The organism is Nocardioides allogilvus (genome assembly GCF_003047285.1).
GTDB lineage: Bacteria > Actinomycetota > Actinomycetes > Propionibacteriales > Nocardioidaceae > Nocardioides > Nocardioides allogilvus.
Map to the genome: position 1 here is coordinate 1 of NZ_PZYX01000002.1, position 15,720 is coordinate 15,720.

At 68.4% G+C, this 15,720-nt stretch carries 16 protein-coding genes; all 16 read right to left on the bottom strand.

Annotated features, from left to right (window positions below; translation table 11 throughout):
• Positions 1-272: 272 nt before the first annotated feature.
• On the bottom strand, positions 273-977 hold the full coding sequence (locus C9J87_RS03315; protein ID WP_107704748.1) for an SDR family oxidoreductase: 705 nt from the start codon (positions 975-977) through the stop codon (positions 273-275).
• A gap of 20 nt (positions 978-997) precedes the next feature.
• Positions 998-2,440, bottom strand: coding sequence for an aldehyde dehydrogenase (locus C9J87_RS03320; RefSeq protein WP_107704749.1), 1,443 nt, complete (start codon positions 2,438-2,440; stop codon positions 998-1,000).
• A complete protein-coding gene (locus C9J87_RS20115; protein WP_408635502.1) occupies positions 2,437-2,646 on the bottom strand; it encodes a tautomerase family protein in 210 nt (69 codons plus the stop codon). The genes C9J87_RS03320 and C9J87_RS20115 overlap by 4 nt, the downstream gene beginning before the upstream one ends.
• Positions 2,643-3,425, bottom strand: coding sequence for a 2-keto-4-pentenoate hydratase (locus C9J87_RS20120; protein ID WP_107704751.1), 783 nt, complete (start codon positions 3,423-3,425; stop codon positions 2,643-2,645). The genes C9J87_RS20115 and C9J87_RS20120 overlap by 4 nt, the downstream gene beginning before the upstream one ends.
• Positions 3,425-4,555, bottom strand: coding sequence for a 4-hydroxy-2-oxovalerate aldolase (dmpG, locus tag C9J87_RS03335; RefSeq protein WP_198652257.1), 1,131 nt, complete (start codon positions 4,553-4,555; stop codon positions 3,425-3,427). The genes C9J87_RS20120 and dmpG overlap by 1 nt, the downstream gene beginning before the upstream one ends.
• A gap of 14 nt (positions 4,556-4,569) precedes the next feature.
• Positions 4,570-5,565, bottom strand: coding sequence for an acetaldehyde dehydrogenase (acetylating) (locus tag C9J87_RS03340; protein ID WP_107704753.1), 996 nt, complete (start codon positions 5,563-5,565; stop codon positions 4,570-4,572).
• Positions 5,562-6,380 carry a 2-keto-4-pentenoate hydratase gene (locus C9J87_RS03345; protein WP_107704754.1) on the bottom strand — a complete coding sequence of 273 codons (819 nt, stop codon included), beginning with the start codon at positions 6,378-6,380 and terminating at the stop codon, positions 5,562-5,564. Before C9J87_RS03345 ends, C9J87_RS03340 begins: the two co-directional genes overlap by 4 nt.
• Entirely contained in the window at positions 6,377-7,345 is a 969-nt protein-coding gene (locus C9J87_RS03350) for a PDR/VanB family oxidoreductase (RefSeq protein WP_107704755.1), read from the bottom strand. The genes C9J87_RS03345 and C9J87_RS03350 overlap by 4 nt, the downstream gene beginning before the upstream one ends.
• A complete protein-coding gene (locus tag C9J87_RS03355) occupies positions 7,338-8,003 on the bottom strand; it encodes an HAD-IA family hydrolase (RefSeq protein WP_107704756.1) in 666 nt (221 codons plus the stop codon). The genes C9J87_RS03350 and C9J87_RS03355 overlap by 8 nt, the downstream gene beginning before the upstream one ends.
• 1 nt (position 8,004) lies before the next feature.
• Positions 8,005-8,301, bottom strand: a complete 297-nt coding sequence (locus C9J87_RS03360; RefSeq protein WP_198652259.1) for a hypothetical protein — start codon at positions 8,299-8,301, stop codon at positions 8,005-8,007.
• Entirely contained in the window at positions 8,294-9,550 is a 1,257-nt protein-coding gene (locus C9J87_RS03365) for an aromatic ring-hydroxylating dioxygenase subunit alpha (protein ID WP_107704757.1), read from the bottom strand. Before C9J87_RS03365 ends, C9J87_RS03360 begins: the two co-directional genes overlap by 8 nt.
• Before the next feature lie 62 nt (positions 9,551-9,612).
• Positions 9,613-11,424 carry a PEP-utilizing enzyme gene (locus C9J87_RS03370; RefSeq protein ID WP_107704758.1) on the bottom strand — a complete coding sequence of 604 codons (1,812 nt, stop codon included), beginning with the start codon at positions 11,422-11,424 and terminating at the stop codon, positions 9,613-9,615.
• Positions 11,425-11,493: 69 nt separating this feature from the next.
• Positions 11,494-12,612 (bottom strand): PEP/pyruvate-binding domain-containing protein, encoded by a 1,119-nt coding sequence (locus C9J87_RS03375; RefSeq protein WP_198652261.1) that lies wholly within the window; start codon positions 12,610-12,612, stop codon positions 11,494-11,496.
• 5 nt (positions 12,613-12,617) lie between these two features.
• Positions 12,618-13,658 carry a histidine phosphatase family protein gene (locus tag C9J87_RS03380; protein WP_107704760.1) on the bottom strand — a complete coding sequence of 347 codons (1,041 nt, stop codon included), beginning with the start codon at positions 13,656-13,658 and terminating at the stop codon, positions 12,618-12,620.
• Positions 13,659-13,666: 8 nt separating this feature from the next.
• Complete coding sequence (locus tag C9J87_RS03385; protein ID WP_107704761.1) at positions 13,667-14,578, bottom strand: catechol 2,3-dioxygenase; 912 nt, start codon at positions 14,576-14,578, stop codon at positions 13,667-13,669.
• Positions 14,578-15,669: a catechol 2,3-dioxygenase gene (locus C9J87_RS03390; RefSeq protein WP_107704762.1), complete on the bottom strand. Its 1,092-nt coding sequence runs from the start codon at positions 15,667-15,669 to the stop codon at positions 14,578-14,580. Before C9J87_RS03390 ends, C9J87_RS03385 begins: the two co-directional genes overlap by 1 nt.
• Positions 15,670-15,720: the final 51 nt, after the last annotated feature.

A 15,720-nucleotide genomic window follows, 5' to 3' on the forward strand; every position in this document is an offset into this window, starting at 1 on the left:
GGAACTCCTTGGGATACGGCTTCGGCATGGTGAACATCCTTCCAGCGAGGACGAATCCTCACAGGTCAGGTGTCAACCAAAGTCTGGGCAGTCCCCTATGCCCAGCCCCTGTGGTGTGTTCACGGCCGCATTCTCGCAGGACGCACCTGTCTGGACGAGGCGGTCCAGCCCCGACGCGAACAGCGATCCCACACTGGCACGCTCCGCGAGCCGATCGTCACGCGGAGCGACCCCCCTTGACGTGATGCTGGTCGCCAGCTAAAGCCGTCTCGTCAACCGAAGCGGGACATTCCCCCGTCCACAGGAACGAGGGTGCCGGTGACATACGACGAGGCTGGGGATAGCAAGAATGCCGCCACCCGGGCGAACCCATCCGGAGTTCCGTGCCGACCAAGGGGTACGGCGCCTGGTTCGAGACGAGACGAGTCGTTGGCACTTGCCAGCAGTCCGTTCACCCTGGTGCCTCGCGGCCCGAGCTCACCTGCCAGCTCGAGGGCCACAGTGGCGAGACCACGTTCCAGCGCGTCAGCGACAGCCTGACCGGTGCCCGGCTCGTAGACCGCAGTGGACAAAGCGAGAGCAATCGACCCGCCGGCCGGCAGGGAGTCAGCAAGGACTCGCATGGCACGAACGGTGCGGAGGAACATGTCCTGGAAGGAGTCGGTCCACGCTGCATCGGTCACCTCCAGAGCCCCTCCCTCCCGGATGTCCCCAGCCGAGATGACCGCGCCGTCCAGCCGTCCCCACGTGGCCTCGGCGCAGGCGACCAAGTGGGCAGGGGCCTGCCCTTCTCCGGGCGCCACAGCAACAGCGTGGGAGGCACCAAGGTCTTCCACAAGCGTGGAAAGGTCGTGTTCGCCGCGGGCCCCGAGCACCACTCGCGCGCCCTCAGAGATCAGTACTCGGGCCACTTCTCGGCCCAACGTGGTCGCCCCGTCGTCGACGAGGTACACCCGCCGGTCGAGATCGAGGTTCATGTCGCAAGCCTAGGCCGTCATCACCGCTGTATCTGCATGACGACGGCCTTGGGCTCGGTGAAGAACTCGCGGCTGAAGTTGCCGCCTTCACGGCCTACGCCTGAGTCCCCGACACCGCCGAAGGGCGTGCGCAGGTCGCGGACGAAGAAGCAGTTCACCCACACCGTCCCCGCGCGGAGACGGGAGGCGACGCGGTGCGCCCGGGACAGATTTTCGGTGAACAGCATCGCGTTGAGTCCGTAACGAGTGTCGTTAGCCAGGCCGACGACCTCGTCCTCGGACTCGAAGCGGTTCACCACGCACACCGGTCCAAAGATCTCGTCGCAGTACGCCGGCGCAGTCAGCGGCAGGTCGGCGACGATGGTGGGACGGACCAGCCACCGGCCGTCCTCGTCGACGCCCCCAGTGAGGACCTTGCCTCCGTCGGCACCAACGCCCTCGACGTACGACGACACCTTTTCGAAGTGCTTCCTGCTGGCCAGGCTGGAGAACTTCGTCGCCGGGTCGAACGGGTCGCCAATGACCAGAGCTTCGGCGGCAGCCACAAAGCGGGCCATGAACTCCTCGTAGATCGCCGCGGCGACGTAGAGCCGCGATCCAGCGAGGCAGATCTGACCTGAGTTGCGGAAGATCGCCTCGACCGCCCAGTGCACGGCGTTGTCGAGGTCGGCGTCCTCGAAGATGATGTTGGCGCCCTTCCCGCCGAGCTCGAGCGAGACCGGTGCAAGGTGTCCGGCGGCCGACGCCATCACGTGCTTGCCGGTCGTGGAAGACCCCGTGAAGGTCACCCGGTCGACGCGGTCGTCGGCGGTGAGGGACGAGCCGGCCGGGCGGCCGTGCCCATTGAGCACGTTGAGCACGCCCGGAGGGAAGCCTGCCTCCGTCGCGAGCCGACCCAGCATCGTCACCGACGCCGGCGTGTCCTCGGACGGCTTGATGATGCACGTGTTGCCCCAAGCGAGCGCCGGCGCGATCTTCCAGCTGGCCATCATGAGGGGGAAGTTCCAGGGACTGATGGCCGCGACCACGCCGGCGGGTCCGTACTCGCTGTACGAGTGGTGCCCGGAGTCCATCGGGTAGACCTCACCGCAGTGGTCGCGCTGGTGATCGGCGAAGAAGCGGAAGTTCCACACCGAGCGCCCGACGTCGTGCTTGGACTGGGCGAAGGGCTTGCCCATGTTGGTGGTGTCGAGGGTGGCGAGCTCGTCGGACCGCTCCTCCATCAGGTCGGCCAGCTTGTGGATCGCAGCCGCCCTCTCCGCCCGGCCCAGTCGAGGCCAGTCGCCCTCGTCGAAGGCCTGGCGCGAGCTTGCCACGGCTCGGTCGGCGTCCTCGGCGGCACCCTCGGCCGCGTCGGCCCAGACCTCCTGCGTCCAGGGATTCCACACCTCGAAGGTGGTGCCGTCCGCGGACGGCACCTCTTTGCCGTCGATGACGTGACCAAAGAACTGGCGCTCGCTCATGGCGTCCCCTCTCGTTGCTTGCGCTCGGCGATCGTGACGTCCCCGGCAGCCCAGTGGGTCTCGGGCACCTCGCGCACGACGATGCGCACACTGGCCAACGGCGCGTCGACGGACTCGCTCGCCGCCTTCGTCAGCGCACTGATCAGCGTCCGGATCTGCTCGGGAGTGCGGCCCTCCGTCAGGGTCACCTCGATGAACGGCATCACTCGCCTCCGTTGATGAAGATCGAACCCAGGTGGGTGAAGTGCATCGCGGTCGACGAGTTCGGCGGCGCGGGTACGGCGTCGGTCATCCCACCGGTCAGCACGATCCAGCCGGGCTTGATGACGTGTCCGCGCTTCGCGAGTTCGTTGGCGGCCAGCGCGAGCGCCTCTCCTGGGTGCCCCAGGACCGCAGCGCCGGTCGCCGAGTCGACGACCTGCCCGTCCACCTCCACCAGCGCTGCCTCCAGCGTCAGGTCCAGTCCGCTCGGCGGCAGCCCGACCGGACCGGTGACGAACACGCCGGAGGAGGCGTTGTCGGCGGCGACGTCGCCTGCCTTGAACCGGAAGTCGCGGTAGCGGCTGTCGATGATCTCGGCACCGCCCCAGACGGACTCGACCGCACGCATCGCGGTGGCACAGCTCACGCCTGGACCGGTGAGCTCCCGGCCCATGACGAAGACGATCTCGGGCTCGATGCGGGGGTGGATCAGCCGGGACTGCGGGACCGGGTCACCGGCGGGCAGGACCATTGCGTCGGTCAGCCACGCCACGAAGGGCACGTCGATGCCCATCCGCTGCTGCTTGGCCTTGCTGGTCAGGCCGAGCTTGATGCCGACGAGCGTCTCGCCGCGGTCCAGCCGCGCCTGCAGGTTCCGGTCCTGGATCTCGTAGCCGGTCGCCAGGTCCAGCTCGGGCCACTCGTCGGTGAACGGTGCCCGATCGACGCGCTCGTCCTCGCAGCGCAGCAGATCGGCTCCGACGGAGGCGACATCCCAGGCCATCAGCGGACCCCCGACCCGGCGAGGTCGCCGAGCTCCTTCTCCTGGGCGAGCTCGAGCGCGATGTCGATGATCATGTCCTCCTGGCCGCCGACGTAGCCGTACTCGCCGACCTTCTGCAGGATCTCGTGGGCCGGCACGCCGTAGCGCTCCGCCGCCCTCTCGGCGTGCAGCAGGAACGAGGAGTAGACGCCGGCGTACCCCTGGGTGATCGAGGACCGGTCCATCCAGGGCAGTCGCGGGATGAAGGGCCGCACCACCTCCTCGGCCGCCGAGAGCACCTCGCCGAGATTGATGCCGGTGCGGATGCCCATCCGCTCGAACGTGGCCGCGAGGACCTCGGTCGGCGAGTTGCCGGCACCCGCCCCGAGCGCGCACAGGGCACCGTCGACCTGCACCGCGCCGTTCTGGTACGCCAGGACGGAGTTGGCGACGCCCATGCTGAGGTTCTGGTGGCCGTGGAACCCCACCTGCGCGCCGTCCCGACCGACTTCCTCGACCACCGCGGTGATGCGCTCCTGGGCGTCAGAGAGGATCAAGGCGCCGGCCGAGTCCACGACGTAGACGCACTCCGCACCGGCATCCACCATGGTCCGTGCGTTCCTGGCCAGCACGTCGGGGGTGGTGCTGTGCGACAGCATCAGGAAACCGACGGTCTCCATGCCCAAGGCCCGTGCCTCGCCGAAGTGCTGGGTCGACACGTCGGCCTCGGTGCAGTGGGTCGCGATCCGAGCCACGGAGGCTCCGACTGCGTGCGCCTGCTTGAGGTCCCGGACTGTCGCCAGGCCAGGGAGCATCAGCACCGCGATCTTCGCCTGGGTGGCCTCATCTACTGCGGCCCGGATGAGGTCGAGCTCGTCGACGAGGCTGAAGCCGTAGTTGAAGCTCGAGCCGCCGAGACCATCGCCGTGGGTCACCTCGATCACCTGGACGCCGGCGCGGTCGAGCGCCGAGACGACCCCGCGCACCTGCTCCTCGGTGAACTGGTGGCTCATCGCGTGCGAGCCGTCTCGCAACGTGGAGTCGGTGATCCGCAGGTCCCGCTCGCCACCGGCCGCGGTGGCGTTGGCGAGCACCTCCGTCTCGGTCACCTCGCGGTCGACCACCGGAACGTCCTCGGGGCGGATCGTCATGTCACCCATCGCGGTCAGACACCTGCTTCCTGGGGCATCGTTGTCGTGTCGGGCAGGTCGCCGAGGTCTGCCGACGACTTCCACGTGGTGTCGACGCCGAGCCGGTGCGCGACCATGAGGTCACCCACCCGCGCGGCGGCGGCGGTGATGATGTCGAGGTTGCCGGCGTAGTCGGGCAGGTAGTCACCGCGCCCCTTGACCTCGATCGGGATGAAGACCCGAGCCTGGCCGCGCCAGGCGTCGCGGGCCGGGTCGAACTGGGGTGCGGCGCGCAGGTGGTAGCCCGGGACGTACTCCTGGACCGTGGCCTCCATGGCGTGAATCGACTCGAGCAGCCGGTCCTGGAGCTCGCCGGGCTCGCCAGCCTCCGGCGGGATCGCGCAGAACACCGTGTTGCGCATCATCAGCGGCGGCTCGACCGGGTTCAGGATGATGATTGCCTTGCCACGCTCTGCCCCGCCGACGACCTCGACGGCGTTGCTCGTCGTCTCGGTGAACTCGTCGATGTTGGCGCGGGTGCCGGGCCCGGCCGACCGGCTCGACACCGACGCGACGATCTCGGCGTACGGCACCGGGACGACGGAGGAGACGGCGCTGACCATGGGCACGGTGGCCTGTCCCCCGCAAGTGATCATGTTGACGTTCGGGGCGTCGAGGTTGAACGACAGATTAACCGGCGGGCAGAGGTAGGGTCCCACGGCGGCCGGGGTCAGGTCGACGGCGAGGATGCCGGCCTCGGCATAGCGGGGCGCGTTCGCTGAGTGCGCCTTCGCCGAGGTGGCCTCGAAGACGATGTCGGGGAGCTCGTCCTGGGCGAGGAGCCAGTCAACACCCTCGGCGCTGACCTCCAGCCCGAGCCGCTTCGCACGGGCGAGGCCGTCCGAGGTCGGGTCGACGCCCACCATGTAGCGGGGCTCGATGATGTCGCTGCGTCGGATCAGCTTGAACATCAGGTCGGTGCCGATGTTGCCGGGCCCGACGATCGCTGCCGTTGCCTTGCCCTTGCTCATGCGGTTTCCTCTCGAGAGCTGTCGAAGCGGGCGGTGACGCTGCCCAGCCCGGCGAAGGTGGCGGTGACGGTGTCTCCGGGGGCCACCGGGACCATGGCGCAGACCGCGCCCGGCAGCACCACGTGGCCCTCCTCGAGCGTCACGCCACGCGCGCCGACAGTGTTGGCGAGCCACACCAGGGTCCTCAGGGGCGAGCCGAGCACGGCTCCCCCGGCGCCGGTCCCGACCACCGACCCGTTCCTGGTCATCACGGCTCCGGCGAGGCGCAGGTCGACGTCGCTGATCGCGGTCGGGGTGGACCCGAGCACCAGGGCCCCCGAGCTGGCGTTGTCGGCGATCGTGTCGAGCAGTCCGATCTTCCAGTCCTCGATGCGGCTGTCGACGATCTCGAGCGCAGGAAGGACGAAGTCCACCGCAGCCAGCGCCTCGTGCGCGGTGACGCCGGGACCACGCAGGGGCCGCTTCAGCACGAACGCGATCTCCGGCTCGATGCGTGGCTGGATGAACCTGTCCGCCGGGATCGGCTCGTGCTCGAGGTAGAAGAAGTCCTCGAGGAGGTGGCCGTAGTCGGGCTGGTCCACCCCCAGGAGCCGCTGCATCGCGGCGCTGGTGAGGCCGACCTTGTGGCCCCTGACGGTGCGGCCGGCTTCGGCGAACCAAGAGATCTGCAGCAGCTGGATGGCGTAGGCGTCCTCGAGGGTCAGCCCGTCGTACGTCGACGTCAGCGGCTGCACCGGCTTGCCGGTCGTGTAGGCGTCGAAGAGCGACCGCGCCGCTGCGGTGCGGGTCTCCTGATCGAGTCCAGGGCGTGTCACAGGTCCAGCTCCAGCCGCTCGCAGGTGGGCTTCGAGCAGCAGATCATCATCTTGTCCATCGCAGCCTGCTCCCGCTTGGTGAGCACCAGGTCCTGGTGGTCCACGGTCCCGGACAGCACCGGGGTGACACAAGAGCCGCAGATCCCGTCGCGGCAGTCGTTCTCGACCTCGATGCCCAGGGCCAGGACGGTCTCGAGAATGTTCGCGTCCGGGCGCATGCGCAGCGTGTGACCCGACCTCGCCAGCACCAGCTCGTAGTTGTCGCCGTCGAGCGGGACCGGCTCCGGACGGTCGACACCGGCCCTGCTGAACAGCTCGAACCGGACGATGTCCTGGTCCGGGCCGTGCACGCGCTCGGCTGCCGCCTGGACCGCACGCAGCAACGGGAGCGGCCCGCAGACGTAGACGAGGCCGTTATCAGGCAGCGCCTTGACGACCTCGTCCAGGTCCGGCCTCCCGTCGGTGTCCTCGGCGAGGAAGGTGGCCCGGTCACCGAGGGCGCCGAGCCGCGTGCGGAAGGCCATCGTGCCGCGTGAGCGGCCCCCGTAGGTGAGCGTGAACGGGCGGCCCTCGCGGTCCAGGTGCTCGGCGAACGCCATGATCGGGGTGATGCCGACACCGCCGGCGACCAGGGCATGGAAGGGCGCGTCCTCGAGAGCGAAGCTCTGCTTGGGGCGGGTCACCAGCAGCCGCTGGCCGACCCTCAGCTCGTCGTGGACGTACCGCGACCCCCCGCGCCCCTCGGGCTCGCGAAGCACCGCGATCTGGTAGTGGGACAGGTCGGAGGGATCTCCGCAGAGGGAGTACTGCCGGGTGCTGCCGTCGGGCACGTACACGTCGATGTGCGCGCCCGGCTCCCAGACGGGCAGCGGGTCGTTGCTCTCGATGCGCTCCAGCCGCAAGGACAGGACCCCTTCCGCCTCGAGGGTCATCTGGGTGACGACGAGCTCGCGCTGCTCAACCATGGGTCGGCCCCTCCACCAGGCCGAGGAGCTTGCGCACCTCGGCGAACGACGTGTCAGGGTCCGACACGTCGAACCACACCGACGGGATCCCGAGCGCCTCTGCACCGCGGATGTTCGAACTCTGGTCGTCGAGGAAGACCATGTCGGCGAAGCCCACGTCGAGTCGCTCGGAGAGCAGCTCGTAGAGGCGCGGCGCGGGCTTGAGATGGCCCTCGACCGAGCCGTCGACCACCACGTCCACGTCGCCGACGATCTCGATCCCGTCGATCCACTCCTCGCTGTGGAACGCGCGCAAGTCGTTGGTCAGGATGGCGACCTTCAGCCCCTCGGCATGTGCGTCGCGGACCAGGGCTCGCGCCTGCTCCCGCACCAGCGCGGGGCGGGGCGGATCGTAAAGGTGGGCGATCATCGCGCGGATGTCGGACCCGTGACCGGTATGGCGGTCCCACTCAAGGGCTCGCTCGTCCCAGTAGTGGCGCTCGGTGATCCGCCCCGCCTGGAGGTCCGCCCACGTCGGGTCAGGCTGGTCCACCGTGGCCAACGGGCCACGCTCGTGGAGCAGAGCGTGGGCCGGTGTCCCGGGCAGCTTGGCCACGAGCTCGAAGGGCGTCAGCAGCACCGGGCCGCCGAAGTCCAGGACGAGTGCAGGTCGGGTCATCTCAGTGCTCCGGCTCCTCGATGATGGCCCGGTCGAAGAGCACGACGTTGCCGGTCCACTTGCAGGCCGCGCACCAGGTCAGGAACACCCGGTCGGTGCCGCTCCACCACTCGGTGATCAGCCCGCGATCCAGCGCAGCAGAGCAGCCCGGGCAGAACTTGGGCTTGTCCAGGAGGTGGTGGGCGGCATCGGAGGCGAACCAGTCACCAGGAGGCGGTAGCCGGTACGGGTCGGGAGGAAGTGCCGGCATCGGCCCGTGATGGGCCGCGCGTCGCGCCTCCTCGTTGAGGTCAGGCACCGGAGCCTGCCTTGTCGCGCGTCTCCGCCGCAGCGTGGTGCAGGGCGAGCAGGTCCTCACGGATCGGGCTGTAGCGCATCGACCCGCCGTTGATCCACGCATCGACGAACTCCGTGCCGGCCCCGAACTTGTCCTTCTCGCACGGCAGGTGGATCACGTCGTGCTTGTCGCGCACGACACCCGGCGGGTCCTCGCCGTCCTCGACCGCGGCCATGGCCTCCTTGAACATCTTGCGGAGCATGGCGACGCCCTGGTCGGAGCGTCCGAGGTGTTCCTGCGACCGGTCGGTGATCGCGCCCTGCGAGACCCACGCCATCACGTCCTGCCCCTCGACGTAGTCGGTGATGAACTCACCGTTCTCGTCGCGGTACGGGAACTCGTAGACCGAGGGCCGATCCTGCTTCTCCCACTCCCCTCCCTCGGGGTGGTGGAGGGTGTAGAAGAGCTTCCAGGTCGTCGTGTCGTCGATGGGGACCCGGATCTGCATCTGGTCGATCCACTGGCCACCGACGCGCATGCCGTAGGGGAACATCAACGGGTGGCCGATGGCCCAGTCGTCGCTGTCCTCGCCGTGACCCTCGAGCACGCGGCGCTTGATGATGCCGTACTCGAACTCCTCGAAAGCGACCTTGATGTGCTTCTTCTGGAAGGACTTCGGTGCGTCGAATCCCTGGGTCTCGCCGAGGAACTGGAAGTACGCGCCGTGCAGCCACTCGACGTGGTGCGGGTCGACGGAGTTCTCCATGATCTGCAGCCAGTTGCACGGCAACGTCGCCGTGCCGACCTCCCGGATGCCGTCGAGCACGTAGACGTCGAAGGGAGGCAGCTCGGGCACCGGACCGGGACCGACGTAGACCCACACCATCCCGCCCATCGTCTGGGCGGAGCCGGCCTTGGCCTTGATTTTCTCGCGGAACGTGGTGTTGTCGTTCTCGGCCGGCTGCTCGACGCACTGTCCGTCGAAGTCGTACTTCCAGCCGTGGTAGCCGCAGCGGATGCCGTCCTCGTGCACGATGCCGTAGGTCAGCGACGCACGACGGTGCGGGCAGGCTTCGCCGATGATGCCGTACTTGCCGGACGGGGTCTTGTAGAGCGTCCAGTTCTCCCCGAGCAACCGGACGGTCTTGCTGGGCCTGGCGTCGAAGTCCTGCTCGAACGCGATCGGGTACCAGTAGCGGCGCAGCAGCTCGCCCATCCTGGTGCCGGGTCCGACACGGGTCATTTCTTCGTTCTGTTCAACGGTCAGCATCGATGTTGCTCCTTCTCGTCTGGTGGTCCGGGGCGCCCGGTCCGGCTGGAGAGCGCGTGCTCTCAGTCCAGGACCGTGACCTTCCCGGTGTTGCCGTCAACCCGGAGCATCTGTCCGGTCTTCAGGTTCTTGGTGCCGAAGGCCGTGCCGGTGACCGCCGGCAGGCCGTACTCGCGGCAGACGATCGCTGCGTGGCTCATCATTCCGCCGACGTCGGTCACGGTGGCTTTGATCTTCCCGAAGACCGGTGCCCACGAGGGGGCGGTCAGCGGGGCCACGAGGATCTCCCCCTCCTGGATCTCGCCGATCTGGTCAGCGTTGAAGATCACCCGCGCCGGTCCCTCGACCAGCCCCGGCGACGCGGCGAACCCGCTCAGCGACCCGTCGTCGGAGTCACTGCCCGTGTTCAGCCAGGCCGCCACCGAGTCGGAGGTGATGCCCCACAACATGACGGTGAAGGGCTCGGTCACGACCTCAGGCGGAACGCCGAGAGCGGGCGGCGCCGACCAGGTCTTGAGGGACTCGTGGACGCCGTGGCGACGCTCGATCTCCGCCGGCCAGTACGCCGGACCGCGCGAGGGAGCGCCCACCGACCATCCGGCGTAGAGGTCGAAGAGCACGTCGGCGAGCTCGTTCCGGCGGAACATGAAGACGTCGTCGACCTCGGTGATGAAGCCTGCGGTCTTGAGCACCTCGCCGAGCTCGCGCATCTTGCGCCAGATCACCGAGTGCGCCCAGTGCTCGACGTAGAAGTTGTGGTTCTCGACGTAGGGGAAGACGGTGCGCGAGAGGCCGAGCTTGCCGTCGAAGGCGGCGCGGTCCTCGTCGGAGTCGAGCAGCTCGCGGTACTCCGACACGACCCGGTCGCGCTCGGTGTGCAGCGCCTCGACCGGTCGGTTGAGGTCGACGCCCTCCTTCACCTTGGCGATGTAGTCGGTGATGTAGCCCAACGGCACCTCGACGTTCTGGATCCAGATCTTGTCGGAGTGGTAGAAGCCGGAGCCGGTGGAGAAGTTGAACCAGGGCTCGGCGGCCTTGTCCCACTCGGCGATCCAGGCACGGCCGGCCTCGTCGGTCTCGAGCTTGGCCCACACGTCCTCGGGGCTGCCGCCGTCGAAGTGGCTGTCGATGCCGCTGCTCACGGCCAGCCGGGCGAGCGACTTGAGATGGTCGTCGGGCTTGAACAGGTCGACGTCCACGCCGGCGACCATCTTGGCGATCGCGAGGTCGGGGATCGAGGGAAAGGCGGCCTTGCAGAACCCGAAGAAGTCGAGGTAGGCGGCGTAGCCGAGGTTGAGGAACTCGAAGTGGTACTGCCACAGCGTGACGACGTGGTCCAGCAGGCGGTGGTACGTCGACAGCAGCCGGTCACCCGAACCGCGCCCGGCACCCGAGGTGATGACGTCGAGGTCCTCCATCTCCGGCAGGGCGCTGAAGTCGAGCTCGGTCATCTGCTGGACGAGGGCCCGCACCTTGACCAGCCAGTCGTCGTACAACCGGTCCCAGTTGGCGAAGTAGAAGCCGGCCCGCTCCATGAAGTGCGGGACCCGGGCCTCGATGTCGGCCTCGGGGGCGGGGACGGGGCTCAGGAAGACGTAGCCGTTCAGGATGCGGAAGTCGACGCCGTAGGCGGGCGGCACCAGGTAGTGCCGGGTGTTGTACTGCCCGAGCGAGGCGATGGCCACCTCGAAGACGTGGGCGTCCCAGGGCGTGAGGGCCTCAGGCCAGTGGACGCCGTCGTGGAACCAGAAGCCCGCGTCCTCGTAGTCGCGTCGCTCCTCGGAGAAGACCGCGGAGTAGGAGTAGAGGTCCTGCCAGCCCTCGGCGCCGTCGGGCGCCTCGATCTCGAAGGGGCTCGGGAAGCGATCAGCCATGGGAATCAGTCCTTGCGTCTGGGTGGGTTCGAGTCGGAGGGGATGCGCGTAGCGCTGTGCTGACCCGAGTCAGCCCGTCGCGGCCCCCTTTCTGGCGGACAGCGGATTGACGAGGGTGTCGACGATCGAGGCCATCAGGTCCGTCGTGCGGGCGACGGAGTGGCGCTTCTTGCTCCACACGGTCTCGGGGCGCGCCTGCAGGAGCACCACGTCGGAGCCGGACGGCAGGTCGTCGTCGAGCGCCCACTCGATGTCCTGGGGGCAGCCGTAGTGCTTCTCCGCGGTCCTGGCCAGCCGTGCGATGGCGATGATCTCGTCGTCGGTGAGCGACGGTGCGTTGACCTTGTCGTCGGACAGCTCGACCCGGGTGACCCTGGGTGCGGCGCCGTCGTCGGACTCGGTGAGCAGGTGGGCGTGGGTCTTGGGGCTGATCGTGCGGCGGTTGATGGTCCACATGACCTTGTCGACCAGGAAGTTGTCGGGCGTGACGTCGCCGGAGACGACGCCCTCGCCGAAGCCCCAGGCGGAGTCGATGCAGATGCCGGACCTGTCTCCGTTGCTGGGGTCGAGAGTGAAGGCGACCCCGGCGGCGCGCGGACGGACCATCTTCTGCACGGCGACGGCCATGTCGACCTCGTCGTGCGGGTAGCCCATCTCGGCGCGGTAGACGATGGCGCGCTCGGTGAACAGGCTGGCCCAGCACTCGCGGACCTTCTGGCGCACGGCGTCGATCCCGCACACCCAGAGATAGGTGTCGTGCTCACCGGCGAAGGACGCGTCGGGCGAGTCCTCCGACGTCGCAGAGGAGCGCACGGCGACGGGCACGTCCGGCACGCCGGCGAGTGTGCACAGCTCGGCGTAGCTCTCGTCGAGGAGGCTCTGGTGCTCGTCCAACAGCCGCCAGCTCGTCACCATCTCGCGCGCCCGGGCCGCTGCCTCCTTGAGCGCGGCGGAGTCGGTGATGTCGGTGGCAGCGAGGAGCTCGCTGATGCTCGGCATCAGGCCGGAGGCCTGACCGGCCTCGGCGAACGCTCGGGTGGTGATCGCGAAGCCCGGCGGGACGGGAAGTCCTGCCTGGCTCATGACCCCCAGCGAGGCGCACTTGCCACCGACGTGCGGGTGGTGCTCGGTGGCAAGACTTCCGAACGGCACGATGCTCGGGTACTCGGTCATCTCGTGTGCTGTCATGTTAGTCATTCCTGGAAGCGGGGGTCGGAGTTGGCGGGCAGGGCATCGAGGTCGGGGATCACGACCTCCTGGACGCGGTTGCGGTAGAGCACGAGCGCGGTGTGGCCGCCCGCGACGAGCCGAACGCGCACGAACTCGGTGTTGAAGGGCTCGCCCGGGTCGTAGCCCATCGCGAGGGTCGCGAACGCCCGGATCGGGCCGGAGTGCGTCGCGACCACGACCGTGTCGGCCGATGTCCGCGCGTGGGCGTCGAGGATGCCGCGCCAGAAGCGACGCACGCACGAGACGGGCGGTTCGAAGTAGAGCATCGGCATCGTCAGCCAGTGGGTGATGGGGTCCCCACCGCCCTTCTGGATGCCCCAGAATCGGTCGATGTCCACCAGCCAGCCGGGCCGTTCGCCCAGGCCGACGCGCTCGTACTTCTCGATCTCCCGGTGATAGATCCGGAAGGCGCTGGTCACGTCGCGCGGACCCTCGGGGGTAGCGACCTCGAAGTTGCGGAAGTTGGGGTCGTCGAGCAGCTCGCCGATCTCGGGGCGGCCCCTACCGAAGAGCTCGACGTTGTCGAGGAGGCCGCGCCGTATGTGCTCGGCGGTCTGGCGGGCGCGATTGGTCGGGGCGCACAACAGCTCGAGCTTTGTGCCGTCGGTGACCCGGCGGGCGAGCTCCTGCCCGCGCCGGTGGGCCTGCCAGGAGCCGAGCGGGGTGAGGCCGGACTCCGAGGAGTAGCCCTGTGTCTCCCCGTGCCGGACGAGGTAGATGTCGCAGTCGACGTCGGCGATCTGGTCACGGCGCTCCGGGACGATCTCCTTGGTGCGGGTCACCTCGGCCCACGCGCGCGAGGAGCCGACGACGTTGCCGTCGTACTCCACGGGCTCCGCGCCGGCACCCCGGTTGCGGAACTGACGCAGGTAGAGCGGGACGGACTCGTCGGACTCGTCGGGCGTGGCCGGCGGCGCTCCCTTGCGGGACTGGTGACGGTTGAGGTATGCCGGCGCGTCCGGTCGCTCGGTGCGTGGCAGGGAGGCCGGCTTCTCGATGGTCATCGCCGGCCTCAGCTGTGCACCGTGAGGAACTGCTGGTTCACGACGCCGTCGTAGTAGAACATCGCCCGCCCCATCTCGGCCTCGGTCCAGGTCACCGGCTCGGCCCCGGGGTCGACCCAGTAGCCGCCGGTGAACATCTCGTTGCGATTGCCGACCGGGTCGAAGAAGTAGAGGCACTGACCGCGCGTGACACCGTGGCGTGTGGGGTTCATCTCGATGTTGACGCCGTGGTAGACGCAGGCGTCTGCGGCGTTGCGCAGGTCGTTCCAGCCGTCCACCCAGAAGGCAAAGTGGTGCAGCCCCTGGTTGGGCCCGGTGATGAAGGCGATGTCGTGCGAGCGGTGTGACACCTCGAGCCAGCTGGCGATCTGGTAGCCGTCGTCGCCGACGATCTGCTCGGTGAGCCGGAAGTCGAGGTGCTCGGTGAGGAACCTCGTGTTGGTGTCTACCTCCTCCGCCGTCAGGAACACGTGGTCGACCCTCGGCGGCGCGATGCCGACGAGACCCATCGGGCGCGGTGGCGGGTTGGTCTGCGGGAGCAGGTTGCCGACCTGCTGCATCCCGTAGACCAGTTCCATCTCGTGCCCGCTGGGCAGGAGGAACCGGATCGACGTGCCGTGGCCGGGCGCCCATTCGTCGGCCGCATACCGGCGTACGGCGATGCCGGCTGCCTCGAGGCGCTGCTGGTAGTGGTCGAGGTCCTCCGCATCGGTAACCTTGAACCCGAAGTGGTTGAGCCCGTGGGTCGGCTCGTGGGTCAGGACGACACTGTGGTGCTGGTGCTCGTCCCAGCACTTCATGAAGACGCGCGAGGAGTCGCGCGCGGTCTCGATCATGCCGATGACCTCGGAGTAGTAGGCGGTCGCGAGCTCGAGGTCCGGCACGCGGAGCTCGACGTGGGACAGGCGCAGGATCGTCATCAGGTGTGCACTCTCATGAAGCGTTCGTTGAGCTCGCCCTCGTAGTAGAAGACGGCGCGACCGATGTTGTCCTCGGTCCAGGTCAGGGTCGGGAAGTCGGGATCGGGGCGGTAGCCACCGGTGAAGACCTCGTTGCGGGTGCCGAGGGGGTCGAAGAAGTAGATGGTCGAGCCGCGAGTGATGCCGTGACGCGTCGGACCGACGTCGAGCTGGATGCCGTTGTAGGCGAGCACGTCGGCCGCGTCACGGACGTCGTCCCAGTCGTCGAGCCAGAACGCAAAGTGGTGCAGGCCTCCGTTGGGGCCGTGCACGATCGCCAGGTCGTGCGGTGAGTGCGAGCGCTCCAGCCAGGTGCCCAGCTGGTGGCCGTTCCCGTCGAGGAGCTGCTCGGTGATGCGGAACCCCAGCACGTCCATGTAGAACTGCGTCGACTCGCCGACCTCCTCGGCGTTGATGAGCATGTGGTCCATCCGCGGCGGCGCGATCATGTCCCGCGGGAAGGGCTGATCGTCCGACGCGTTGTCGGGCAGGTGCCGCGGCCGGGTCGTCCCGACCTTCTCCACGTCCGCGACGAGCTCCATGACGTGGCCGCTTGGCGTGGAGAACCGGATCGACTCCCCCTGGCCCAGCGTCTGCCCCTTGCTGATGCGCTCCACGGGGAACCCGTAGCGCGACACCCGATTCTCCAGGTCAGCGAGGTCGTCCTCGTGGTGGACCTTGAACGACATCAGGTCCATCCCCATGCGTGGCGCATAGCGCAACCGCAGGGAGTGGTGGTCCTCTTCGTCCCAGCACTTGAGGTAGACCGAGTCCTCGGTGCGGGCGGTGACGTCCATGCCCATCACGCCGGTGTAGTAGGCGGCGGCCAGGTCGAGGTCGGTGCAGGTGACGTCTACGTGACCGAGCCGCAGGATTCCGCGAGGACGGCCGGCGACGGTGCCGCGGGATTGCTGCCGCGAGTCGGATGGGTCGACCCGCAGACCGTCGGCCGGTTCACCGAACGGAAAGTCGCGGGTCGTGCCTGCTGGAGTCCCCTCGGCGAGATCGACATGTCCCGCCTCGGGAGCTGTGACGCCGTTCACTTTTGCCATGTCCTGAACGTAGGACGGTCTGGACCCAAGCCGGATACGGTGTTCCTCCAT